The following is a 23,313-nucleotide window of genomic DNA, read 5'->3' as shown; positions in this document are numbered from 1 at the left end:
TAATGTTTACGTCGTCGCCACGGGGGGAACCTCGCGCGGCAGACACCTTGTCCGGGTGGCGGAATGGCAGACGCGCTAGCTTGAGGTGCTAGTGCCCTTTATCGGGCGTGGGGGTTCAAGTCCCCCCTCGGACACCAGTACCAGTGGAGACCCCAGTCGATCTGGGGTCTTTCTGTTTCTCCGGCGTCGGCCCCGCGAGGGCGGCTCCGCCTCCGCGACGGGGTCACGGGCGGTGGCCCGCGGAAGCGGGCGGGCGCGGGCCGGGGGCCGGGGTCACGGTCGGGGTGGCTCGGGGTCGGTGGACAGGCGGGCGTGGCGCTCCACGTCGTGGCGGACCCCCTCGTACTCCAGCTTCCCGCGTTCCACTCCCTCCGCCCCGAAGCCCGCGGCGCGGGCCACCCGGCAGGAGGCCGGATTGTCCGTCCGGTGGCCCAGCTCCAGCCGGAACAGGCCCAGTTCACCGAAGGACCAGTGGGCCAGAGCCCGGCAGGCCCGGGACGCCACTCCGCGCCCCCGGGCCGGGGCAGCGGTCCAGTACGACACCCATCCGGTCCGGTGGCGCCGGTCGACCGCGCCGACGGCCACGTTGCCCAGTACGGTGTCCGCGCCGTCGACCACGGCGAAGGCGAAGGCCGTCCCCGCGGCCCACTGCTCCTCCCGTGCCGCCAGCCACCGGCGCGCCCCGAGCGGGGACGTGACGGGCTCCTTCGTCTGCCGGTCCAGTTCCGGGTCGGCGAACGCCGCGCGGACGGCCCGGGCGTCGCCGGGGGACCAACGGCGCAGCGACAGACCGGCGGACGCCTCGTGACACTCGCGCATGCCCGCCAGTGTCGCTCCGGCGCCGCCCGGCCGCCATCGTTTTCCCCGAGGACGGGAGCGGCGGGCACAATGGGGCGCATGAGCACGCGTTCCTGTCCCTGCGGGCTGTCCGGGGCGTATCCGGAGTGCTGCGGCCGCTTCCACTCCGGGGCCGCGGCCGCGCCGACGGCCGAGGCCCTGATGCGGTCCCGGTACTGCGCCTTCGTGAAGGGGGACGCCGGGTACCTGCTGCGGACATGGCATCCGCGCACCCGGCCCGCGCGGCTCGACCCGGACACCGGGACGCGGTGGACGGGGCTGGAGATCCTGGCGACCGGCGCCGGTTCGGCCTTCCACTCCGCCGGCACCGTGACCTTCCGGGCCTCCTACCGGGGCGGCTCGCTGCACGAGCGGAGCCGGTTCGAGCGGGTCGACGGGGCCTGGGTGTACGTCGACGGGGAGTTCCTCGACTGACCGGGCCCCCGGTCCTCCCGCCCCGGGGCGGGAGGCGGGGTTGCGCGCGGCACGGCCGGTGGGGTTCCGTGGCGTCGACAGCGCGGGCCGCCGGGGCGGGCCGCGGACCTCCACCGGACGGCGAGGCCGGATGCCGACGCAGCGGGCGCACGTCCTCCCGGTCGTCGCGGTGATGGGTGTCGCGGGCACCGGCAAGAGCACCGTCGGCGGACTGCTCGCGGCCCGGCTCGGTGTCGCCTGCGCCGACGGCGACGACTTCCACCCGCCGGCCAACGTCGCCCGGATGTCGGCGGGCACTCCGCTCACCGACGAGGACCGCGGGCCCTGGCTGGACGCCGTCGGGCGGTGGGCGCGGGGACGGGCGGGGCTCGGCGGGGTCGTGGCCTGCTCGGCGCTGAAGCGGGCGTACCGCGACCGGCTGCGGACCGCCGCCCCCGAGCTGGTGTTCCTGCATCTCACCGGGGACCGGGAGCTGATCGGGCGGTGGATGGCCCGCCGCGAGGGGCACTTCATGCCGACGGCTCTGCTGGACTCGCAGTTCGCGATCCTCCAGCCGCTGGAGCCGGACGAGGCGGGCGTGACGGTGGAGGTCACGGAGGGTCCCGGGGAAGTCGTGGAGCGCGCGGTGCGGGCCCTCCGGGCGCTCACCCGGCCGCCCCGGTGACCCCGGGCTCCCGGTGTGCCCCGGTGGCCGGCACCCCGGGGGACGGGTGGCCCCGGGTCCGGTGGCTCGCGGTTCCGATACGCCGGTGACCCCGGTGACGCCGGTGACGCCGGTGACCCCGGCGGCCGGGCCGATGCCTGACCACGGGGCCCACGCCCTCCGCACCCGTCGCCGGACACCCTCCCTCGGCTTCGGCACCGGCCGGTGGCGCGCCGCCCCCGCCAGGCACGGCGGCCGGGTCCCCGGTTCCACCCGTATGGACGCCCTCGTGGACGGGGGTCCGGGTGCCCCGGGGCACGCCCCCACGGACGGGGGCCCAGGTGCCCCAGGACACGCCCCCACGGACGGGGCTCAGGTCCCACACCTCCGCGGACGGGGGCCCACGTCCCCCAGGACACGCCCCCACCGGCGGGCGCCCCGGGGCACGCGACCCGGGCGGACCGCCCGGCCCCGTCCCGCCGCTACTCCGACGCCGCCTTCTCCAGCCGGAACGCCTCGTTGCCCAGGCCGATGCGGGCGTGCCGCTCCGGCGCGCGGGCGCGCAGGATCGCGCCCTGCACCAGCCCGGCGACCACCGCGAGGCCGATGAGCCCGGGCAGCACCCAGCTCAGCGCCGAGCCGGGGCCCGCGCCGACGAGCACGTCGAAGTCCTTCACCGTGTATCCGGCGATCACCAGCAGGGCGACGCCCGCCAGGACGGAGGTGGTCAGCCGCATCCACTGGGCACCGGCGGCGCCGCGGCGGACGAAGAAGGCGACCACGGAGAAGGAGGCGGCGGCCATCAGCAGGATGACGCCGAGGGCGCCGATGTTGCCGCCCCAGGTGAACAGGTGCAGCACGGGCTCGGTCGGGTCGCCGACCGGCTTGTCGTCCACGATCGCGAAGACGACGACGATGACCAGCGAGACGGCGGTCTGGAGCAGCGAACCGGTGCCGGGGGCGCCGCTGGTGCCGCTGGTGCGGCCGAAGGGGGCGGGCAGCAGCCCCTCGCGGCCCATGGCGAAGGCGTAGCGGGCGACCACGTTGTGGAAGCTGAGCAGGGCGGCGAACATGCCGGTCACGAAGAGCACGTGCAGGACGTCGGTGAAGGTGGCCCCGAGCCGGGCCTCGGTGAGGTTGAACAGCAGTCCGGCGCTCTGCTCCTGGGCACTGCCGACGATCCTGTCGGGACCGGTGGCGACGGTCAGCGCCCAGCTGCTGAGGGCGAAGAACACGGCGACTCCCGCGACCGCCAGGAACATCACGCGCGGCACCAGGACGTGCGGGCGGCTGGTCTCCTCGGCGTAGACGGGCGCCTGCTCGAAGCCGAGGAAGGCGGCGATGCAGAAGCACAGCGCGGTGCCGACGCCCGCGCCGGTCAGGGTGTCCGGGTTGAAGGCGTGCAGCGACAGCCCCTGCGGTCCGGGGTCGGAGACCGCGGCGATGTCGAAGACCACGACGAGGACGACCTCGATGAGCAGGAGCACTCCGAGCACCCGCGCGTTGACGTCGATCTTCAGCCAGCCCAGCGCGCCGACCGCGACGACGCCCACCAGCGCGGGGATCCACCAGGCGATGTCGACCCCGGCATAGGTGGACAGGAGACCGGAGACCGCGAAGCCGAAGATGCCGTAGATGCCGACCTGGAGGGCGTTGTAGGCGACCATGGCGACCAGGGCGGCGCTCGCCCCGGCGGTCCCGCCCAGCCCGCGGGAGATGTACGCGTAGAAGGCGCCCGCGTTGTGGACGTGGCGGCTCATCTCGGCGTAGCCGACGCTGAACAGGACGAGGACGACGCCCAGCACCACGAAGATCAGCGGCTGGCCGACGATGCCGATGACCGCGTACGTGGTGGGCATGACCCCGGCGACGACCATGAGCGGCGCGGTGGCGGCGAGGACGGACAGGAGCAGGCCCCCCGTGCCCAGCCGGTCGGCGCGCAGCGCCCGTTCCTCCCCCTTGAACGTGCTGATGCCGCCGTCGCGCCTGGCTTTCCGTGTGCTCGAAGTGCCCATGGCCATCGGGGGACCGTCCTTGTGTCGTCGTAGGGATGCGGGGCGGGGTGGGGGAGGTGGGGTCGTGGGGTCAGGCCGTCCCCAGCGCGTCGGCGCGGGCGGCGCGGAAGGCGGCGTACGGTTCCCGGTCCGGGTAGGCCCAGGGCGCGGGGGTGGCGTGCGGACCGATCCGGTGGAACAGGGCGGCGGCCTCGGCGCCGCGCCCCTCGCAGGACTTGGCGTGGGCCAGGAAGTTGAGGTCGATCAGCCTGCGCGGGTGGCCGTCCTGCTCCCATTCCAGCCACCAGTCGAAGGCGGCCTTCATCACCAGACGGGCGCGGCGGCCGACCCAGTGGCCGGAGGACCTGGGGTCGGCGGACTCGTGGCCGGCGGCGGCCAGGACGCGGTAGCGCTCGGCGTGAGCGACGACCGGCAGGATGGCCAGGGGGGAGTCGGCGGGGGCCTGTTCGGCGGCCCAGTTGGCGAAGTCGTAGACCTCGTGCAGCGGGTCCGGGCCGTCCTCGGCGCGCTGTTCGGCGAGGCGGGCGACCATCAGGTGGTGGGCGTGGTGGTGGTCGGCGTAGCGGCCCCGGACCGCCTCGAAGGCGCGGACGACATCGTCGTCGGTGCCCAGTTCGCGCTCCAGCACCAGCAGTCCCAGCCAGGGGGTGGGGTCCTCGGGGACGAGCGCGGCGGTGCTCCGGCAGGCCTCCCGGGCGGCGGCCGGCTTCTCCTTGCCGCGCAGCGCGCGTCGGACGAGGGCGAAGGCGAGCAGCAGGGAGGCGTCGGTGGAGTCGGGCTCGGCGAGGAGCCACTCACGGGCCCAGGCGGCGCAGTAGCGTTCGGCGGCGAGGACGGAGATCCGGTGTCCGCGGCGGTCCCACTCCACGCCCGTCCGGGTGATCAGGGAGCGCGCCGACTGCCAGCGTCCCTGCGCCAGCGCCGCGCGTGCCGTCGTGAGTTCGGCGTCGTCGAGCGCCTCGTCGAAAGGATGGCCGGCGCGTCTGCGGGCGCGGCCGAGGGGAGGCGGAGGTGGGGACACCGCGGAACTTCCTCACGCGACGCGCTGGTCGTCGTAGCCGGATTGCCATGGACTGATCACTCACAGCAAACCGTCGGCCGCACTCGTCGTCAAGGGCCGCTTGGGTGTTACACGCTTCAACTCCTGCGCCAAGAGGGGGATTTGCCTCCGTTGCCCCGGGCGGCCCGTTCCGTGTCGACCACTCGGCGTGCCCGGCTGCTTGGATGGGCGGATGAGTGCGGCTGACGAGATCCTCGATGTCGTGGACGAGAACGACCGGGTGGTGGGCCGGGCGCGGCGGGGCGATGTCTACGCCCGCGGGCTGTGCCACCGCGTGGTCTTCGTCCGGGTCCGGGACGCGCGGGGACGGTTCTTCGTCCACCGTCGCACACCGGGGAAGCTGGTGTACCCCTCGCGGTACGACATGTTCGTCGGCGGGGTGGTCGGGGCGGGCGAGTCCTACGACGACGCGGCGCTGCGGGAGGCCGGGGAGGAGCTGGGGGTGAGCGGCCTGCCCCGGCCGGAGTTCCGGTTCTCCTTCCTCTTCGACGACGGCGGCGGGCGCCGGTGGTGGTCGGCGGTGTACGAGGTGCGCTGGGCGGGGGCGGTGCGTCCGGAGGCGGAGGAGGTGGAGTGGCACGGGTTCCTCACCGGGGCGGAGTTGGAGCGGCGGCTCGGTGACTGGGACTGGGTCCCGGACGGGCTGGCGGCGTACGAACGGCTGCGGGCGTGGGAGCGGGAACGGGGGTGACGCCCCTTCCGGGAACGGCCCCTTCCGGGAACGCCCCCCTTTCTGGGACCGCCCCCGGTCCGGGGAGCCCCGGCCCACCCGGGCAACGGACGGGGCCGGACCGGGCCGGGCAAGCCCGGCGGCGGTTGCCCGGCACGGGTCCGGCGGCGGGACGGGGCGTGCCCGGAGGGTGGCGGCGGACCCGGGACCGAGGGGAGGCGAGGACCCGGCCACGGTGGCCGGGGGCCGGAGCGGCGCGGTCCGGTGCGGGTCCGGCGGCCGGACGGCGTGACCCGGTGACACGGTCCCGGCGCGGCCGGTGGGCCCCGGGCCAGGTGCGCCCCGGTCGCTCGCGCGGGGGACCGAGGGCGGGGTTAGGGTCCGGGGGTGAGGGAATTCGCCAGCAACGTGCGGTTGTGGTTCGCGCCCGAGGAGGTCCGGGAGGAGGGCCGCACCCCGGACTACCGGTTCTCGCTCGCCAACGAGCGCACCTTCCTCGCCTGGCTGCGCACCGCCCTCGCCCTGATCGGCGGCGGTTTCGCGGTGGACCAGTTCCTTCCCGCCCTGGGCCGGGGCTGGCGCGTCGGGCTCGCGCTCGCGCTGCTCGCGGCCGGCGTGCTGTGCGCGCTGCGCGCCGTCAACCACTGGGTGCGCTGCGAACGCGCCATGCGCCGCGGCGAGGACCTGCCCGTCTCCCGCTTCCCCGCCGTGATGAGCCTGGTCGTCGCGGTGGTCGCCGTGGCCATGGTCGTCGTGGTCCTCACCGGGTGGGAGGGGTGACCCGCGACCCCGGGCTCCAGCCCGAGCGGACCCGGCTGGCCTGGCGGCGCACGACCCTCTCCGCCACCGTCACGGCCGTGCTCGCCGCGCGCACCGCCCTGGGCCGGGGCGCCGGTCCCGTCCAGGCCGTCGCCGTCGCGCTCTGCGCCGCCCTCTGGCTGGGCTTCCTGTACATCGCGCAGCGCCGGACACAGGGCCTCGCCGGCTCCCCCTCCCCCGGGCCGCTGCCGCCGACCCGGGCCGCCGCGGCGGTCCTGTGCATCGCGGCGCTGGCGGGCTGCGGGGCCGTACTGATCCTCTGACCGGCACGGACGGCTCCGGCCGCCGCCCCGGCGGTCGGCCCGGCGGTCGGCCCGCCGACGGCGGCTTCCGCCGGCCCACGCCCAGCGCCCCGCTCCCTGCCCGAGGCGGACCTCGTCCGCGCCCCACCGGCTCCGCCGACCCGACCGGCCCGCAGCTGCCCGTACCCCTACCCCGCACCCCGCACCCACCGGAGTCGCCCCTCCGCGGCCCGCCGGACGCGGCGGTCCCGACGAGTCCCGGCGCACCCCGGCACCGCGCACCCCGACGCCTTCTCACCCCTGAGGCGCACCGGCACGCGCTCCGCCACCCCTTCCGCGCACCGGCCCGTCCGGTGACGACCGGCCCCGCCCGCGCTCCCACCCCAGGCCCGGCACCGCCCACGCTCCCGGCGTCCGGAACGCGCGCGGCACCCCGTACACCCCCTGGACGACATACCGACTGGTCGGCATCATGTGTGCGGTACGTTTCCCCTGCCCCGTAGGAGCGACGATGAGCACCGACCATCCGCCCGGGCTCGATCTCGACCGGCTGCGCGCGCTGCTCGACCGGGAGCGGCCCGGACTGCTGGACGGCCCCCTGTCCGGACGACTGATCGAGGGCGGGCGGTCCAACCTCACGTACGCCGTCTCCGACGGCACCGCCCGCTGGGTGGTGCGGCGGCCCCCGCTCGGCCACGTCCTGGCCACGGCGCACGACATGCGTCGCGAGCACCGCGTGATCACCGCCCTGCGCCCGACGCCGGTGCCGGTGCCGGAGCCCGTCCTGCTCTGCGAGGACGAGGAGGTGACCGGGGCGCCGTTCTACGTCATGGAGTTCGTCGACGGCACTCCCTACCGGACGGCCGGGCAGCTCGCCGCGCTCGGCCCCGGGCGCACCCGGGCCGCCGTGCTGGGCCTGGTCGACACCCTCGTCGCCCTGCACTCGGTCGACCCGGCCGCCGCCGGGCTCGCGGACTTCGGCCGCCCCGAGGGCTTCCTGGAGCGCCAGCTGGACCGCTGGGCAAGGCAGTTGGCCTCCTCCCACAGCCGCGACCTGCCCGGCGTCGACACCCTGCGGGCCTCGCTCGCGCGGACGCTGCCCCGCTCCCCCGCCCCGGCCGTCGTGCACGGCGACTACCGGCTCGACAACGTGCTGATCGGCGGCCCGGACGACGGCATCCGGGCGGTCCTGGACTGGGAGATGTCCACGCTCGGCGATCCGCTGACCGATTTGGGCCTGCTGGTGATGTACAGCAGCACGGCCGTCCTCGCCGGCTCCCCCGTCGCCACGACCGCCCACGCGCCCGGCCATCCGGCCCCGGCCGAGCTGGTCGAGCGGTACGCGCGGCTCTCCGGCCGGGACGTGTCCGCCCTCGCCTGGTACACCGCCTTCGCCTGGTTCAAGCTCACCGTGATCCTGGAGGGCATCCACTACCGCCACACGCTCGGCAGGACGGTCGGCGGGGGATTCGAGCGCATCGGGGAGCTCGTCCCCGTCTTCGTCGAGCAGGGCCTGAGCGCCCTGCGGGAGGGCTGATCCGCCATGGACTTCGCGTTCGACGCGCGCACCCGGGAACTCCGGGCCGAGCTGCTCGCCTTCATGGACGAGCACGTGTACCCGGCCGAGCGGACCGCCCGTGAGCAGCGCGCCCGCCTCGCCTCCCCCTGGGACACCCCGCCGGTGGTCGAGGAGCTGAAGACCGAGGCGCGGCGCCGGGGTCTGTGGAACCTCTTCCTGCCGGACCCGCGGCTCGGGGCCGGGCTGACCAACCTCCAGTACGCCCCGCTCGCCGAGATCACCGGCCGCAGTCCGGGGCTCGCGCCGACGGCGACCAACTGCGCGGCGCCGGACACCGGGAACATGGAGCTGCTGGCCCGGTTCGGCGACGCGGAGCAGCGCGAGCGGTGGCTGGCGCCGCTGCTCGCGGGGGAGATCCGCTCGGCGTTCGCGATGACCGAGCCGGACGTGGCCTCCTCGGACGCCACCAACGTCACCACGCGGATCGAGCGGGACGGCGGCGACTACGTCGTCACCGGCCGCAAGTGGTACATCTCCGGGGCGATGGACCCGCGCTGCGCGGTCGTCGTCGTGATGGGCGCGACGGACCCGGACGCCCCGGACGTCCGCCGCCGGCAGTCCATGGTGCTGGTCCCCCGCGACACCCCGGGTCTCACCGTGACCCGCGCCATGCGGGTGTTCGGGTACGAGGACCACGCCCACGGCGGCCATGCCGAAGTGGTCCTCGACCACGCCCGGGTGCCGGTGTCCCATCTGATCGGCGAGGAGGGCGGCGGCTTCGCCATCGCCCAGGCACGGCTGGGGCCGGGCCGGATCCACCACTGCATGCGGCTGATCGGGATGGCCGAGCGGGCCATCGAGCTGATGTGCCGCCGGGCGGTGGACCGCACCGCGTTCGGCGGGCCGCTGGCCGGGCAGGGCGTGGTGCGCGCCTGGATCGCCGACGCGCGGGTCACCGTGGAGCAGTTGCGGCTGCTGGTGCTGAAGACGGCCTGGCTGATGGACACCGTCGGCAACCGGGGGGCGCACACCGAGATCCAGGCCATCAAGATCGCCACACCGCGTGCGGTGACCGGCATCCTCGACCGGGCGATCCAGTTGCACGGGGCGGCCGGGGTGGGCCAGGACCTGCCGCTGGCCGAGTTGTACGCCGCCGCCCGGACGCTGATGATCGCGGACGGCCCGGACGAGGTGCACCAGCGCTCGCTGGCCCGCCGGGAGATCGCCCGGCACACCGGCGACCGGTCCGCGCGCCCCTGAGGCCCGTCCGACCGTTCCCGTCCGCCTCACGACGCCGTCCCCGCGCTCCCGTCGCACCGCCCCCGGCCCCGGGTACCTCCAAGTACGAAGGCCCGGGGCCGGAACGCCGAGAGCACACACCCGACACCGCGCGGCCGCCCCACGGGCGACGACGGCAATGGTCAGACAGGCCCCCGTGGGCGGTCCCGCTCCCGGCGGCGGGCGGTCCGGACCGGTCCCCGGCGGATGCCGGTGGCCGCCGGAGGAGCGGAGCCGGTGCGGGCGGGGACCGGTGTGGCGTTCGTGCCGCGTCGGTGTGGCGTTCGTGCCGCGGCCGACCGGGGAGCGGGCGGGGGCGCCGTGCGGGCGCGCCCGGCGGCCGGAGCGGGCCGCACCCGTGACCCCGGCCGGGCGTGTACCCGGCCGCGCGATCCGGTGGCGGCCCCCTCGATCACCTCACGGACGCAGCGCCCGCAGCAGGAGATCGGCCAGGTGGTCGGCCACCTGCTGGGGGGTGAGCGGGCCGTCGGGGCAGTACCAGGTGGACAGGTGGTGCACGGAGCCGAAGTGGTAGTCGACCACCAGATCGGCCGGGGTGGCCGCGGAGAAGACACCGCTCCGCTGGCCCTCCTCGATCAGCGCCCGGAAGCGCTCGTGGTAGCGGCGGCGTTCGGCGCGCACCTGCTGGTTCTTCTCGGGGCCCAGGTGGTGCATGGAGCGGAAGAAGATCGAGGCGTCGTCGAGGTTGTCGATGGTGGTGACGACGACGTCGGCCGCGGCGTCGCGCACCCGCTGTTCGACGGGCGCGTCGGCGTCGGCGAAGGCGTCCAGGCGCTCCTGCTGGACGCGCAGCACCCGGGCGTAGACCTCGTGCAGGAGGTCGTCCTTGGAGCCGAAGTAGTGGTAGAGGGCGCCCTTGGTGACGCCCGCGGCCTCGACGATCTCCTGTACCGAGGTGCGGTCGTAGCCGTGCTCGGCGAAGAGCCGGGTGGCGGCGGCCAGGAGCCGCTGCGGCACCGGGGTGCCGTCCCCGTCCGTGGTCCTGGGCACTGTCGCCACCTGCCTTTCCGTGTCATCGGGGGTCGTCGGTGTCCTGAGGGGGAACGCCGTTCCCGGCCGAGGATCTTCCCATTCGCCGTCCCGGGCCCGGCGGCCGGGAGGGCCGTCCGGCGCGCGGCCGTCCCGGACCGGCCGCGGGGGCGTGGCGGTGGGCCCCGGCGCCGCGCCGCCGCGTCACACTAACCAGTCGGTATGCGGGGCGGAAGGGGCGCCCCGGGGTTCGCGTCGTTCCGCGCGGCACGGGGCCGGGCTACTGTGCGTGAACATGACACCCGCATGGATCACGGAGGTCACCGCATGACGCTGTCCCGACGGACCCTGCTCACCACCACCACCGCCGTGGCGGCCGGCACCGCGGCAGTGCCCGGGGCGGCCCACGCTGCGCCCGGGGGCGGCCGGCGGTTGCGCACGGGCTTCGAGCGACTGGCCGAGGACGGCTACCGGGTGCTCGCCGGGCAGCGGGTCGGTGTCGTCACCAATCCGACCGGCATCACGCGGGACGCCCGGCACGTGGTCGACGTGATGCACGCGGACGACCGGGTGGAGCTGACCGCCGTGTTCGGCCCCGAGCACGGCTTCCGGGGCACCGCGCAGGCGGGCGGGTCCGAGGGGCGCCACGAGGACCCGGCGACCGGGCTGCCGGTGTACGACACCTACCTCAAGAGCGGCCGGGAGCTGGCGGACGTGTTCACCGCCTCCGGCGTGGACACCGTCGTCTTCGACATCCAGGACGTGGGCGCACGTTTCTACACGTACATCTGGACGCTGTACGACTGCATGGAGGCGGCGGCGTCGGCGGGCCTGCGGTTCGTGGTCCTGGACCGGCCCAACCCGCTGACCGGGCGGGCGGCGCTGGGGCCGGTGCTGCACAAGGAGTTCGCGACCTTCGTGGGGCGGCAGCCCGTCGCACAGGCGCACGGGATGACCGTCGCGGAGCTGGCCCTGCTGTTCAACGGCGAGTTCCTGACCACGCCGGTGCCGCTGCGGACGGTGCGGATGGCGGGCTGGCGGCGGTCGGACTTCTTCGACGCCTCCGGGCTGCCGTGGGTGCCGCCGAGCCCGAACATGCCGACGCCGGAGACCGCGCTGGTGTACGCGGGCACCTGTCTCTTCGAGGGGACGAACCTGTCGGAGGGGCGCGGCACCACCCGCCCCTTCGAACTGCTCGGCGCGGAGGGGCTGGACGGCCGCTGGGCCGCCGCCGCCAACGGTCTGGCCCTGCCCGGGGTGCGCTTCCGGGAGGCGTACTTCTCTCCGGTGTTCTCCAAGTTCCAGGGCAGGACGGCCGGAGGGGTGCAGCTCCATGTGCACGACCGGGCCGCCTTCGACCCGGTGCGCACCGGGATCGGCCTGCTGGTGACCGCCCGGCGGTGCTGGGAGGGGTTCGCCTGGCGGCCGGACGAGTGGATCGACCGGCTCACCGGGTCCGCGCGGGTGCGCACGATGATCGACGCGGGCGCGGACACCGATGAGGTGGTGGGTGCCTGGCAGCGGGAACTGGCGGCGTTCCGGGCGACCCGCCGCCAGTACCTCCTCTACCGGTGAGCCCCCGGCCGGCCGGTCACCGGTGGGACGCGAACTCCACGACCTGCTGGTAGGTCGGCCGGTTCTGCCAGGTCGTGGCACCGTGCCCGATGCCGCCCAGGGTGCGGTGGACGACCGAGTCGGCGCACCACTGGTCGCCGGCGGCGCACGCGGCGTCGCCGGGGTAGACCTGGGCGGCGGTGCGTCCCGCCGCCTCCACCAGGGTGGAGAGCAGGGTGTCCCGGCAGGCGGTGAGGTCGCCGCCGCCGCAGTAGGAGCGGGCCAGCGGCCCCCGGACGGGCTCGCCGAGCACGGACCTCAGGTCCTTGTCGACATGGCTCCACCAGCCGTACTGGAAGGCGCTGCCGGCGTGGGCGCCGGTCGGGCCGTGTCCGGCGGAGGGCGCCTCGTCGACGGGGAGGTTGCGGGTGAGGGCGGTGTACAGGCCGTCCCCGAGGCCGGGCGCGAACTCGGCCCGCACCAGCAGCGGCCACCAGGCGTCCAGGGTGCGGATCGCGTCGGCGTGACCGTACTTCCGGGACCCGGCCGAGGTCTCGGTGCGCAGTCCGCCGTCGGCGAGCCAGGCCCGGAGCCGGCCGACGGCGGTGGCCGCGGCGGGGTCGGTCACCGGCGCGGTGCCGATCACCCGGAGCAGGACGGGCAGCACGTCCTCGGCGCGCAGGTCCGCGAGGCCCGCCTCGGCCATGGCCCCGACCAGTGCGGCACGGGTGACCCCGCCCTCCGCGACCAGTTCCGCCACCCGGTCGTCGAGCAGGTCGCCGCGGTGGACGGAGCCGTTGCCCCAGGAGGCGGCCGGGTAGTCCCGGGCCTGCTTGTTGTTCCAGGAGACGTAGTAGTCCTGGTCGACCGACTGGGGATGGGCGGCGGGCGGGATGTGGCGGGCGCGGTTGTCCGCCGGGTTCCAGTCCCGCCACTCGTACTCGGGGAGCGCGAGGACGGGGAACTCGGCGTCGACGCCGTCGGCTCGGACCGGGTTGTCGCCGCTGTTGTAGTACGCCGTGTGCTCGGCGTCGGCGTAGAACCAGTTGAAGGTGTAGTTGATGTGCTGGACGGCGCTCCGGAAGCCCTCCGGGCCCTGGACGTGGCCGGGGTCGTTGAGCATCTGGAAGCCGATGATGGAGTCGGCCTCGTGCAGGAAGGACGACCGCAGCGCGGTGTAGGCGACCTTCTTGCCGCCGACGGTGGCACGGTGGGTGACCGGGCCGTACGCGGTGCGCCAGACCCGCATGGTGTAGGAGCCGGCCGCGGTGCCGTCGGCGACGGTCGGCTTCCAGGCGTTGACGCGCTCGACCTTCCGCATCGGGGTGCAGGTGCCGCGGTGGAGGTAGTGGTGGTCGTCCTGGCACAGCTCGACCGCGTAGCCGTCGATGACGTCCTGCCCGGAGGTGGTCGCGCTCCACGCGTAGTCCTGGCCCCGGCCCAGTTCGACGTACATGCTCAGACCGGCGAAGGAGGCGCCGCGGGCGCTGATGCCGGGGCCCTGGATCTCCTGGAGCATGAGGAGCTGGGGCGCGAAGTAGCCGGTCTGCGGCCCGAAGACGGCCACCGGGTTGCCGCTCGCGGTGTGCCTGCCGCTGACCACCAGGGCGTTGGACATGCCGCGCCGCGCGGAGCCGACGGCGGCGTCCGCGGCCGCGGCGGAGGCGTCCGTGGCCCGCGCGGCGGTGGCGCTGCCGGTGCGTTCGTGCACCAGGGGTTCGACGGTGACCGAGCCGGGGTCGGGCAGGGCCCGGCCGCGCGGGTCGTCGGGCCGGGGCAGGTAGGGGAAGCTGCCGGTGCGCTGGGTGAGCACGGCCTCGGGGTCGTTGCGCTGGCGGAAGGACTCCCAGACCCGGGTCCCCTCGGCGGTGCCGTACTTCTCCTGGGCGGCCATCAGGGAGAGCGCGTTGCCGACCTCGCCGCCGCCCCCGGAGCCGAACAGGGAGCCGATGACGGAGGCCAGGGCGATCAGGTCGGTGCGCTTGAAGCGCTCGATGGTGCCGTCGTTGGTGACGGCGTTCTTGTGCCCGGTGAGGACGTACTCGCCGGGGAAGTAGCGGCCCCTGTCGGACGCCTCGATGTAGGCGTTGACGCCGTCGATGTAGGCGTCGACGTCGGCGAGGGCCTGCCGGCCGCGCTCGCCGTTGCCCTCGGCGACCCCGAGGAACTGGGCCTCCAGGTCGGCCTCGGTGTAGGGGGCGTCGCGCCAGAACTGCTGTTCCAGGCCCTGGTTGGCGGGGGCGCCCCCGGCGAAGGGGGTCAACTGCCCGCGTCCGACGTGGCGGAGGAGGTCCATCAGCCAGAGCCGGTCCTGGGCGGCGGCGTACCCGGCGCCGAACTCGGTGCCGTAGCGGGTGGTGCCGGTGATGTGGGGGACACCGGTCCCGCGGTCGCGGACGATGGTGACGTCCTGCCGCCCGGCCGGGCGCAGGGTGGAGGCGACCTGCCCGGCGGGTACGCCGAACGACGCCTCGTTGAAGAAGGTGTTGACGGTCTCGTTGGTGAGTCCGGTCCGTCCGGACGCGAGGGCGGCGTAGGGGCCGAGCTGGTCCCCGGCGTGCGCGGGCCGGGTGCCGAGGGCCTGGTGGAGGAGGATCTCGGCGAGGGTGGCGTTGCCGTTCTGACCGGGCGGGAGGATGTCGGAGCAGCGTCCGCCGCAGTGGTCGGCGGCGGCCGACCCGGCCCGCGTCGCGGTGGCGGTCTTCTCCGTGCCGCCCGTTCCGACGGCCGTCGCCGGGGAAAGCGGTGACAGGAGGCCCGCGATGAGGACGCATACCGAGGCGCCCTTCAGGAACCCGTGGACGCCGCGGGGAGTTCTCAGTCTGTCGAGGACGTTACGTGGGGTGCGTGCCATGGCAGCTCCTCCCGACGGGGGTGGAGCCGGACGTTACCGCCGGTATCACCGGAGCGGAAGGTGAACATGCGTCACTTACCGCGGCAGGAGGTCGACTCATGAAGAACCTCGCACAAGCGGAGGGAGCCGATTCGCTTGCCGGTGCGTCCATGAGAGGGCGTCGGCACGGGAACCCGGTGGGAAGCGCCGCGGCAGCGCGGCGCGGCGCCGGTACGGGACCGGCGCGGCGCAGCCGCACGGCGGCGCGGGCACGGCGACGGGGGCATGACCGCAGGACGAGAAGTGCAGGTGTGACGGAGGTGCAGGGCGATGGCCGGTTTTCGAAGTCTGGCGAGACAGGTCCGCGATCCGCGGTGCGATCTGGCGCTGAGGCGGTATTCACTGCGCAAGTGCCTTGAGCGGTTCGCCCCGTACGGGCACAGAGCGACCTGGGACCATCTGTGCGCGCGGGCCGGCTTCGGCCCCGAGGACCGCTCCCCCGACCCGGTGCGGCTCGTGGCCGCGCTGGAGGAGCTGGAGGAGGCGCGCTCGGTGTGGCTCGCGTACGAGGAGGAGTTCGCCGAGCGGCGCAGGAAGGAGAAGCACGACGGGCTGCGGCGGCCCGGCAGCGTGGACGACTGGCACCGGCTGACCTGGGGCGGCTTCGGTGTGGCCTGGTGCGACGACCCCGGACTCCACCCCGACGGACCGCTGGCGGAGGTGCTCCGGCGGCTGACCTCGGCCCTGGAGCGCGAACCGGGCGCCCTCTGCCCGGTGTGCGACGGGGAGCGGCTGGTGTGGCGGTACGACCTGGACCACGAGCCGTCGTCGGGCCCGGTGTGCGCGGACTGCGGCATCCTCGTGCCGCGCCCCGTCCTCACCCCGGAGGCCCTGGCGAACTCCCGGCGCGGACCGCGACTGCTGATGTCGGCGTAGGCGGGGCGGGGCGGCCGGCCGGGCGTGCGTGCGGGCCGGAGGCCGGCCGCCGGGAGTACGGGCCGGGGCCCGGGTGACCGCGCGGCCGGGGCCCGGGGTCCGGGACGGCGGGGGCCCGGGAGGGCCGGGGTCGGGACGGCCGGGATCGGGGCCGTGCCAGGGTCGGTCCGGTGGCGGCGCCGGTGTTGGGCCGGTCCGGTGCTGGGCCGGTCGGGTGCCGGTGCCGGGCTTGGGCCGATTGCCGTGCTGGTCCGGTGCCGGGCTGGGCTGGCGCCGGGCCGGTCGGGTGCCGTGCTGGTCCGGTGCCGTACTGGGCTAGCGCCGTGCTGGGTCGATGCTGTGCTGGGCTGGCGCCGTGCTGGGCCGATGCTGGTCCGGTGCCGGGCTTGGGCCGATCCGGTGCCGTGCTGGGCCGGACTGCGCTGGCCTGGCCTGGCCTGGCACCAGGATGCGAGTGGGTGACCGGGCGTCAGTCCCTGCGGAGCGCGGGGGCGTCCGGCTGCCCGCCTCCGGGATACGCGGCCGTCGGGCCCCAACCCCAGCTCCGGGCCCCGGCCCCGGGGCACGCCGCCAGGGCGTGGGCGGACAGACCCGCGCAGGGCGGCCCGAGCCGTACGGGTCGGGGTCCGGCGGGCCGGAGCCACGGGCCGGGCGCTCCCCGGGCGGGGCGAGCGCCGACGGCGGCCGGGGCGCGGTGCGGACCGGGGCGCGGTGCCGTCCGGACCGGGGGCACGGTGCCGTCCGGGCCCGGGCCCGGGGCCAGGCGCCGGTCCGCTCCGGGTGGCCCTCCCCGCCCGGACCGGGCGGCCGCTCAGCCGGCGCACCCCGGGTCCGGCGCACCTTCCCGGGCCCCCCGGTCCGGCTCCGCCGCCCGGCCGGACGGCCGGTCCGGCGCGGGCTTCCGCGCGGACCTCGCCGGACCCCGCCGACGTTCCGGCAGCAGCCGGGAACCGGTGGCGACTTCGCCGAAGGCGTCGTCCGGGTTGGACAGGACGCAGCTCTCCAGGGAGAGGCAGCCGCAGCCGATGCAGTCGGTGAGGTGGTCGCGCAGCCGGTTGAGCTGCTTGATCCGTTCGTCCAGCTCGGTGCGCCAGGACTGGGAGAGATGGGCCCAGTCGTCCTTCGTGGGCGTGCGCTCCTCCGGCAGTTCCGCGAGGGCCTCACGGATGGTGGCGAGCGGGATGCCGACCCGCTGGGCGGCGCGGACGAAGGCGACCCGGCGCAGCGCGTCGCGGGTGAAGCGGCGCTGGTTGCCCGAGGTGCGGCGGCTGGAGATCAGCCCCTTGGACTCGTAGAAGTGCAGGGCCGACACCGCGGCGCCGCTGCGCGCCGAGAGCTGGCCGACCGTGAGCTCATGGATCTTCTCGGGAATCTGGGGCACTCCCCGAACCCTACCGATCCCGGCCCCGGAACGCCGCCGCTCCCCACCACTCCGCGCCACCCGCACACTTGACGATCCGTCAACTCGACCCGATCGCGGGCCCATTGACACGGGTCGCACCTGCGCCCACACTAAGCAGTCGCTTAGAATCGGACGCGAACAGCCGTCCGGCAGCCGCGCCCGGCGCCCCGGCCGGCCGGGGCGCCGACAGGCGCGGCCGGGACGCCGCGCCGGAGAGGAAGAGGGGCCGGAGGATGACAGGGCAGCCGAGGATCTTCGCGTCCGCCGACGAGTTGCGGGAGGCGGTGGGCGAGCCGCTCGGGTACACCGACTGGGTGGAGGTCGACCAGCGGCGGATCGACCTGTTCGCGGAGGCGACCGGCGACCATCAGTGGATCCACGTGGACCCGGAGCGGGCCGCCGCGGGCCCGTTCGGCACCACCGTCGCGCACGGATATCTGACCCTGTCCCTGCTCCCGCTGTTCGCGCCGCGGCTGATCGCCGTGGAGGGGGTGCGGATGGGCCTCAACTACGGCACCGACAAGGTCCGCTTCCCCTCCCCCGTGCCGGTGGGCTCGCGACTGCGGGCGACGGCGGTCGTGACGGGCGTGGCGGACGTCGAGGGCGGCGTCCAGGTCACCGTCGCCTTCACCGTGGAGCGGGAGGGCGGAGGCAAACCGGTGTGCGTGGCGGAATCCGTCTCGCGCTACTACTTCTGAGCGCCGCTTCCGGGCGCCGTCACCGCTTCCGGGTGGTCGGCGGACCGCGCCCCGACCATCCGCAGCACCAGACCGGCGTAGAGCGCGCCGACCTCCTCGGGGGTGCGGGGGCCGTTGACGTTGAACCACCGGGCCACGTCGATGCAGAGGGAGAGCACCGCGAGCGTGGTGCCCCGCACGTCCTCGACGTCGAACTCGCCCGAGGCCGCGCCGTCCTCGATGATCCCGCGCACCTCGGCGTCGACCCTGCGGCGCAGCGCGACGATCTCGGCGCGGGCCTCGGGGCCCAGCGCGTCCAGCTCGTACTGGACCACGCGCGCGGTGGTGCGCCGGCCCGCGTGCCAGCGGACGAAGGAGCCGACGGCGTCGGCCAGCCGCTCGGTCGCGCTCCCCTCGCCCTCGGCGGCGGTGCGCAGGATCGACAGGGCCCGCTCGTGGCCGAGCCGGCTGATGCGGTGGAGCAGTTCTTCCTTGGTCTTGTAGTGGATGTAGAGCGCGGCCGGGCTCATTCCGGCCCGTCCGGCGATGTCACGGGTCGTGGTGGCGTGGTAGCCGCGCTCGGCGAACGCCTCCACCGCGGCGACCAGCAGCCGCCGGGCCGCGTCGGGCACGACCTCTTCCCAGGGCTCGGTGTCGCCGCCCGCCGTCTCGGCCGCCGTACTCATCGCTGCTCGCCCCTCTCGGTGACAGATGCCCCCACCATACCGCCGAAGCTGAGCGAGCGCTTAGGGACGGGCGGTCGGCGGGTGGCCCGACGGTCGGGGCGGGCGGCCGACGGGATCGCGAGGGCCGGCCGGTCAGCCCAGCTTCTCGAAGGGGTCGTGCTCGGCGAGGAGCTTGTCCAGCCGGGCCTGGTCCACCCGGCTGACGATCTGCCCGGCCTCCTGGCGGTCACGGACGATCTTGGCCAGGGTGAACGCGGAGGTGACCAGGTAGAGGACGGCGATGGCGAGGAAGGCCCGTACCCACGCGTTCGCCTGGAGGTTGTAGATGCCGGCCGCGGTGGCGATCATCGCGAGGCCGAAGGAGGCCACGGCCTGCCCGTAGAAGGCGGTGGTGCTCTGCTGCTTGACCGGTGAGTCGTTCATGGGACCAGTTTCGGCCGGGGTGTCCGGAGCCACATCCGCCGACGTACTCAGCTCGGGTACTCAGACGGCGGAGGCCCGGACGGCGCGGGGAGCCGGCGGTCCGGTGTGGCGGAGGTCCGGGGAGCCGGAGGTCCGGAGCGGCGGACGGCCGGGGAGCCGGAGGCCGGGGCAGCAGGAGGCCAGGGGGGCCGGAGGCCAGGGGGAACCCGGGGCCGGGGGAACCGGGGCCCGCCGCCGGGACCGTCCCCGGCGGCGGGCCCCGCCCGTCCGCCCGCGCGGGACCTACGATGTGCGCCATGGCCCGACCGCGCACGCCCCTGCTCAGCACCGAACGGATCGTCGGGGCGGCCCGCGCGCTGGTGGACGCGGAGGGCCTCGCCGCCGTCTCCACCCGGCGGCTCGCGACCGAGCTGGGCGTCAGCGGTCCCTCCCTCTACAACCACTTCCGCACCAAGGACGACATCCTGGAGGCGGTCGCGGACTCGGTGAGCGCCCAGGTCGACCTGTCGATGTTCGCGGACGGCCGCGACTGGCGCACCGCGCTGCGCGACTGGGCGCTCTCCTACCGTGCGGCCCTGCGCGACCACCCCCACATCGTCCCGGTGCTGGCGCGCGGCCCCGGCCGCCGCCCCGCCGGGCTGCGCCTGGCCGACGCCGTCTACGGGGCGATGGTGGACGCCGGCTGGCCCCCGGCCCAGGCCACCTCCATCGGCGCGCTGATGCGCTACTTCGTGATGGGCTCGGCGCTCGGCTCGTTCGCGGGGGGCTTCGTGGACGACGCGAGCGCCTACGACCCCGCCGACTACCCGCACCTCGGGCAGGCCCATCTGCTGGCCGAACGGCAGGAGCTGATCGACGAACGGGCCTTCACCACCGGGCTGACCGCGCTCCTGGACGGGCTGGCCCAGCAGTACGAGCGGCTGGACACGACCGCACCCTGACCGGCGGGAGCGCGGAGCGGCACCGAGAACCCGGCCCCGGCACCCGGTCCGTACCCGGCGCACCGTGCCGTGGTCCCGCGCCCCGGCCCCCGGTCCGGCGACCGGTCATCCGGCGCCGCGCCCGAGGACAGGACCGACGGCCGGGACCGGGCCCGGCTCCCCGTCCAGCACCCCGGTCCCGTCGCCTCACGCCTCCAGATCCGGCAGCCACGCCGGTGCCGGGCAGATCCGCTCCCCCCGCTGGTCGAAGACGAACAGCCGGGCCGGGTCGACCAGGAGCGGAACCTGCATCCCGGGACGGAGCACCAGGTCGGGGGCGGTCCGCACGACCAGGTCACCGGGCGGTCGGCGGTCGGCCGCCGCGAACGGCGGCGGCGCGGGCGGCGCCTCCAGCACGGCGACGGGATCACCGCGCCGCCCGCCCGCCCGTTCCTTGAACCGCCCCAGGACGGTGCCGTCCCGGCGCCGCCGTTCCGGACGGACCGCGGGGCGCGGCGACTCCAGCCCGGGGACGACGACGGGCCGCGAGCCCGTGGTGACATGGGCGAGGCACTCGTGGCCCCGGTACTCGACGTGCTCCACCAGCCCGGTGAGCGGCATCTCGCCGGGACGCGCGGCGGAGGGGCCCGCGACGCGGACGGCGTCCGGGCGCAGCCCCACGACGATCTCGCGGCCCTGCTGGACGCGGAGCAACTCGTGGTCGCGGGAGAGCGGCTCGGGCAGGAACAGGCACTGCCTGCCGAGGCTGATGGTCATGGCGCCGCCCACCGGGGCGCGGACCATGCCGCGCAGCAGGTTGACGCGCGGGGTGCCGACGCAGGCCGCGACGAAGACGTTGCGCGGCAGTCCGTACACCGTGCGCGGCGGGTCCGCCTGCTGGAGCACGCCGCCGCGCAGCACGGCGACCCGGTCGCCCAGCGACATCGCCTCGGACGGGTCGTCGGTGACATAGACGGTGGTGACGCCCAGTTCCCGGGTCAGCCCGGTGATCTCGGCGCGCAGATGGGTGCGGAGCTCGGGGTCCAGGCCGGACAGCGGTTCGTCCATCAGGAAGGCGGTGGGGCGGCGGGCGGCGGTCCGGCCCGTCGCGACGCGTCGGCGTCCGCCGCCGGAGAGCTGGGAGGGGAAGCGGTCGAGCAGGTCCTCGATGCCCGCCGTCCGGACGGCGGAGACGCGGGCGCCGGGATCTTCGCGGAGCGTCTCGACGCGCTGCGGGAAGCCGGTGGTCCCGCGCCCGGTCGTGTTCGGGTACAGGAGGACGTCCTGGAGGACCATCGCCATCCGCCGCTCGGCGGGGAGCAGGTCGTTGGCGTACTCGCCGTCCAGCAGCAGGCTGCCCTCGCTGATCTCCTCCAGCCCGGCGATCATCCGCAGGAGGGTGGACTTGCCGCAGCCGGGGGGGCCGAGCAGGACGAGGAACTCGCCGGGTGGGACGTCCAGTGACAGCCGGTCCACCACGCGGGGGCCGCCGCGCGCGTAGGTCTTGCTCACGTCGTACAGCGAGATGGCGCGTGTCATTGCTGGTGCCCCCGGGAACTCACCGAGCGCCGAACACTCCGCGCCCGGCCCTCCCGCGCGGTGCGCGCGGCAGGGTGTGCGTCACGGAAGCTAACGGAAGGTACGCGTCGGACGGAAGACACAGGACGGCAACTTTCCGCCATCGTTCGCATTCCGGGCGGCCCGGGGCCCGGCTCCGTGACCCCTGGCGACCCCGTGCCGTCCCTCGTACGCCCCCGGCGGCGGACCGGACGGGCCGGGTCGGGCCAGGTCAGGCCGGTCGAGCGGGAACGGGTCAGGTCAGGTCGGGTCGGGTCGGGTCGGGCGGGAACGAGCCCGGCGGGCGGAGGGGCCGGAACTGGCCTGGCAGGCGAACGGATCCGGCCGGGCCGGAACGAGCCGGGCAGGGCCCCGACCGCGTCGGAGGTCCGGGACACCCCGGCGTTCCGGCTGCCGGGCATCACCCCCCGTCGGCCGCCCCGGGCGCCCCGGCCACCCCGGCCACCCCGGCCGGAGCCTTCCGGGCTGTCGGCACCGTCGGAGCCGGGGAAGCCGTCGGAGCCGTCGGAAACTGTCGGAGCCGTCGGCCATCCGTAAGGTCGGCGCCCGCGCCGTCAGTCGTCCGCGCCCCCGGCGTCGTTCCGCCTCCGGCCCGGACGGCGCGCCGGTTCGCCCGCCGTCAGGGTCGCCGCGGCGACCACCCGCGTCCAGCGCGGACCGCCGCGTGCCGCCAGGACCACACGGACGCAGCCGCCGACGGTCAGCGGGAGCACCCGCCCAGCACCACCAGGATCATTCCGGACCTCCCCCGGGCCGCGGCCCCGCCGGTCGTGCCGTCCGGCCGTCATCGGGGCGGCCCGGGCGCGCGCCACGGCGACGCGGGGCGGCGACGCGAGACGACGGCGCCACAGCGACGCGGGGCGACGGCGCGGGGCCTCACGACGCCGCACCGGCCCCGGGGAGCGTGGCCCCGTCGGGGTCCGCGGCGGGGGCGGGAGGCCCCGGCGGCGGCCCGTCGAGCACCCGGCCCAGGTAGGCCCGCAACAGCTCCCGGGCCTCCCGCAAGACCGCCTCGTCCCCGCCCGGCGCGACCCGGAAGGCCAGCCGCACCAGGGTGTCGGCGGTCTCCACGGCCACGAGGAAGGTACGCCGCAGCCCTTCGTCCGGGCGGCGGCCGAGGTACCCGGCGAGCAGGTCCGTCAGCCGCCGGGCCACCCGGTGGTTGGGCTCGGCGCGGGGGTCCCCGACGGGAATCTGGTTGCCGAAGTCGACGAGGGCGAAGCCGGGGGTGCCGCGCTTCATCGCGAGGTACTCGTCGAGCAGCACGTCCAGCGCCTCGCGCCAGCCGCGCGCCCCCGGCCCGGCCGCGCCGGGGCCCCCGTCCGCCCCGCCGGGTCCGCCCGCCCCGGCACCGCCCCGGCCGGGGCCGCCCGCCCCCGTGCCCTCCGCCCCCGTACCGGCGACGGCCGCGGGACGGGTCCCGGCGCCGTCGGCCGGGGCCGCGGTGCGGGCGCCCGCCGCGCCGCCGAGCAGCCGCTCGGTCACGGACTCCATGTAGTGCTCCAGATTGCGCTGGGCGAGGGCGCCGACCATTTCCCGCTTGTTGCCGAAGAAGCGGTACACCGAGCCGATGGGCACCCCCGCGCGCAGCGCCACGGCACGGGTGCTCAGCGCGTCGTACCCGGCCTCGTCGAGCAGGGCCGCGCAGGCGTCGAGGATCCGGGTCAGCCGCTCGGCGCTGCGCCGCTGCACGGGCACGCTGCGCAGCAGCGGGGCGGCACGCGGCACACCGGCCCCGGCCCCCTTCTCCCGCGTCCCGGAGCCGCCGGGACCGCCGGGGCAGCCACCAAAGGCAC

General features: G+C 75.6%; 21 protein-coding genes, 1 tRNA gene and 1 pseudogene. 12 read left to right on the top strand and 11 right to left on the bottom strand.

The window, feature by feature from the left end; all coding sequences use genetic code 11:
• Positions 1 to 49: 49 nt before the first annotated feature.
• Positions 50 to 137, top strand: a tRNA-Leu gene (locus tag GTY84_RS13310).
• 136 nt (positions 138 to 273) lie between these two features.
• Here GTY84_RS13310 and GTY84_RS13305 read toward each other — a convergent pair.
• On the bottom strand, positions 274 to 819 hold the full coding sequence (locus tag GTY84_RS13305) for a GNAT family N-acetyltransferase (protein ID WP_161226431.1): 546 nt from the start codon (positions 817 to 819) through the stop codon (positions 274 to 276).
• A 78-nt stretch (positions 820 to 897) separates the two neighbouring features.
• On the opposite strand from GTY84_RS13305, the gene GTY84_RS13300 reads away from it, so the two are divergent.
• Complete coding sequence (locus GTY84_RS13300; RefSeq protein WP_161226430.1) at positions 898 to 1,272, top strand: YchJ family metal-binding protein; 375 nt, start codon at positions 898 to 900, stop codon at positions 1,270 to 1,272.
• A gap of 130 nt (positions 1,273 to 1,402) precedes the next feature.
• Entirely contained in the window at positions 1,403 to 1,936 is a 534-nt protein-coding gene (locus tag GTY84_RS13295; protein ID WP_161226429.1) for a gluconokinase, read from the top strand.
• Between the two features lie 461 nt (positions 1,937 to 2,397).
• Here GTY84_RS13295 and GTY84_RS13290 read toward each other — a convergent pair whose 3' ends face one another.
• Positions 2,398 to 3,936 (bottom strand): APC family permease, encoded by a 1,539-nt coding sequence (locus GTY84_RS13290; RefSeq protein ID WP_161226428.1) that lies wholly within the window; start codon positions 3,934 to 3,936, stop codon positions 2,398 to 2,400.
• A gap of 64 nt (positions 3,937 to 4,000) precedes the next feature.
• Positions 4,001 to 4,951, bottom strand: coding sequence for a hypothetical protein (locus tag GTY84_RS13285; protein WP_161226426.1), 951 nt, complete (start codon positions 4,949 to 4,951; stop codon positions 4,001 to 4,003).
• Positions 4,952 to 5,162: 211 nt separating this feature from the next.
• Between GTY84_RS13285 and GTY84_RS13280 the strand changes: the two genes are divergently transcribed.
• The 5 genes from GTY84_RS13280 (at position 5,163) to GTY84_RS13260 (ending at position 9,500) form a co-directional block, all read left to right on the top strand.
• On the top strand, positions 5,163 to 5,681 hold the full coding sequence (locus GTY84_RS13280) for an NUDIX domain-containing protein (RefSeq protein WP_161226425.1): 519 nt from the start codon (positions 5,163 to 5,165) through the stop codon (positions 5,679 to 5,681).
• Positions 5,682 to 6,047: 366 nt separating this feature from the next.
• The gene (locus GTY84_RS13275) at positions 6,048 to 6,440 is read left to right on the top strand and encodes a DUF202 domain-containing protein (protein ID WP_161226424.1); all 393 of its coding nucleotides are present in this window, start codon (positions 6,048 to 6,050) and stop codon (positions 6,438 to 6,440) included.
• The gene (locus GTY84_RS13270; RefSeq protein ID WP_321162654.1) at positions 6,437 to 6,742 is read left to right on the top strand and encodes a DUF202 domain-containing protein; all 306 of its coding nucleotides are present in this window, start codon (positions 6,437 to 6,439) and stop codon (positions 6,740 to 6,742) included. Before GTY84_RS13275 ends, GTY84_RS13270 begins: the two co-directional genes overlap by 4 nt.
• 490 nt (positions 6,743 to 7,232) lie before the next feature.
• Positions 7,233 to 8,258, top strand: a complete 1,026-nt coding sequence (locus tag GTY84_RS13265) for a phosphotransferase family protein (RefSeq protein WP_161226421.1) — start codon at positions 7,233 to 7,235, stop codon at positions 8,256 to 8,258.
• Between the two features lie 6 nt (positions 8,259 to 8,264).
• Complete coding sequence (locus GTY84_RS13260) at positions 8,265 to 9,500, top strand: acyl-CoA dehydrogenase family protein (protein ID WP_161226420.1); 1,236 nt, start codon at positions 8,265 to 8,267, stop codon at positions 9,498 to 9,500.
• Positions 9,501 to 9,935: 435 nt separating this feature from the next.
• Here the strand turns inward: GTY84_RS13260 and GTY84_RS13255 are convergent, their stop codons facing one another.
• On the bottom strand, positions 9,936 to 10,529 hold the full coding sequence (locus GTY84_RS13255; RefSeq protein ID WP_161226418.1) for a TetR/AcrR family transcriptional regulator: 594 nt from the start codon (positions 10,527 to 10,529) through the stop codon (positions 9,936 to 9,938).
• Between the two features lie 306 nt (positions 10,530 to 10,835).
• Here GTY84_RS13255 and GTY84_RS13250 point away from each other — a divergent pair, with 306 nt between their 5' ends.
• Positions 10,836 to 12,083 (top strand): DUF1343 domain-containing protein, encoded by a 1,248-nt coding sequence (locus tag GTY84_RS13250; RefSeq protein WP_202551068.1) that lies wholly within the window; start codon positions 10,836 to 10,838, stop codon positions 12,081 to 12,083.
• A gap of 16 nt (positions 12,084 to 12,099) precedes the next feature.
• Here the strand turns inward: GTY84_RS13250 and GTY84_RS13245 are convergent, their stop codons facing one another.
• Positions 12,100 to 14,916: a penicillin acylase family protein gene (locus tag GTY84_RS13245; RefSeq protein WP_161226415.1), complete on the bottom strand. Its 2,817-nt coding sequence runs from the start codon at positions 14,914 to 14,916 to the stop codon at positions 12,100 to 12,102.
• A gap of 309 nt (positions 14,917 to 15,225) precedes the next feature.
• Here GTY84_RS13245 and GTY84_RS13240 point away from each other — a divergent pair, with 309 nt between their 5' ends.
• Positions 15,226 to 15,831, top strand: a complete 606-nt coding sequence (locus GTY84_RS13240) for a hypothetical protein (protein ID WP_161226413.1) — start codon at positions 15,226 to 15,228, stop codon at positions 15,829 to 15,831.
• A gap of 811 nt (positions 15,832 to 16,642) precedes the next feature.
• On the opposite strand, the gene soxR is transcribed toward GTY84_RS13240, so the two are convergent.
• Positions 16,643 to 17,212 (bottom strand): redox-sensitive transcriptional activator SoxR, encoded by a 570-nt coding sequence (gene soxR, locus GTY84_RS13235; RefSeq protein ID WP_161226412.1) that lies wholly within the window; start codon positions 17,210 to 17,212, stop codon positions 16,643 to 16,645.
• Between the two features lie 254 nt (positions 17,213 to 17,466).
• Between soxR and GTY84_RS13230 the strand changes: the two genes are divergently transcribed.
• Positions 17,467 to 17,931, top strand: coding sequence for a MaoC family dehydratase (locus GTY84_RS13230; RefSeq protein WP_161226411.1), 465 nt, complete (start codon positions 17,467 to 17,469; stop codon positions 17,929 to 17,931).
• On the opposite strand, the gene GTY84_RS13225 is transcribed toward GTY84_RS13230, so the two are convergent.
• The gene (locus tag GTY84_RS13225; protein WP_161226410.1) at positions 17,922 to 18,596 is read right to left on the bottom strand and encodes a TetR/AcrR family transcriptional regulator; all 675 of its coding nucleotides are present in this window, start codon (positions 18,594 to 18,596) and stop codon (positions 17,922 to 17,924) included. The genes GTY84_RS13230 and GTY84_RS13225 overlap by 10 nt on opposite strands.
• A gap of 132 nt (positions 18,597 to 18,728) precedes the next feature.
• Positions 18,729 to 19,019 carry a YiaA/YiaB family inner membrane protein gene (locus GTY84_RS13220; RefSeq protein ID WP_161226409.1) on the bottom strand — a complete coding sequence of 97 codons (291 nt, stop codon included), beginning with the start codon at positions 19,017 to 19,019 and terminating at the stop codon, positions 18,729 to 18,731.
• 296 nt (positions 19,020 to 19,315) lie between these two features.
• Here GTY84_RS13220 and GTY84_RS13215 point away from each other — a divergent pair, with 296 nt between their 5' ends.
• Positions 19,316 to 19,960 (top strand): TetR/AcrR family transcriptional regulator, encoded by a 645-nt coding sequence (locus GTY84_RS13215; RefSeq protein ID WP_161226408.1) that lies wholly within the window; start codon positions 19,316 to 19,318, stop codon positions 19,958 to 19,960.
• Positions 19,961 to 20,146: 186 nt separating this feature from the next.
• Here GTY84_RS13215 and GTY84_RS13210 read toward each other — a convergent pair whose 3' ends face one another.
• From GTY84_RS13210 to GTY84_RS13205, 3 genes and pseudogenes are all read right to left on the bottom strand, one after another.
• Complete coding sequence (locus tag GTY84_RS13210) at positions 20,147 to 21,478, bottom strand: ABC transporter ATP-binding protein (RefSeq protein ID WP_161226407.1); 1,332 nt, start codon at positions 21,476 to 21,478, stop codon at positions 20,147 to 20,149.
• Positions 21,479 to 22,071: 593 nt separating this feature from the next.
• Positions 22,072 to 22,253, bottom strand: a pseudogene (locus tag GTY84_RS33820) (hypothetical protein).
• 140 nt (positions 22,254 to 22,393) lie between these two features.
• Positions 22,394 to 23,245 carry a TetR/AcrR family transcriptional regulator gene (locus GTY84_RS13205; protein WP_161226406.1) on the bottom strand — a complete coding sequence of 284 codons (852 nt, stop codon included), beginning with the start codon at positions 23,243 to 23,245 and terminating at the stop codon, positions 22,394 to 22,396.
• Positions 23,246 to 23,313 lie beyond the last annotated feature (68 nt).

This window comes from Streptomyces sp. SID8352 (genome assembly GCF_009862265.1).
Lineage (GTDB): Bacteria > Actinomycetota > Actinomycetes > Streptomycetales > Streptomycetaceae > Streptomyces.
The sequence above is the reverse complement of the archived record's forward strand: the minus strand, read 5'-3'. Positions and strand labels throughout refer to the sequence as shown.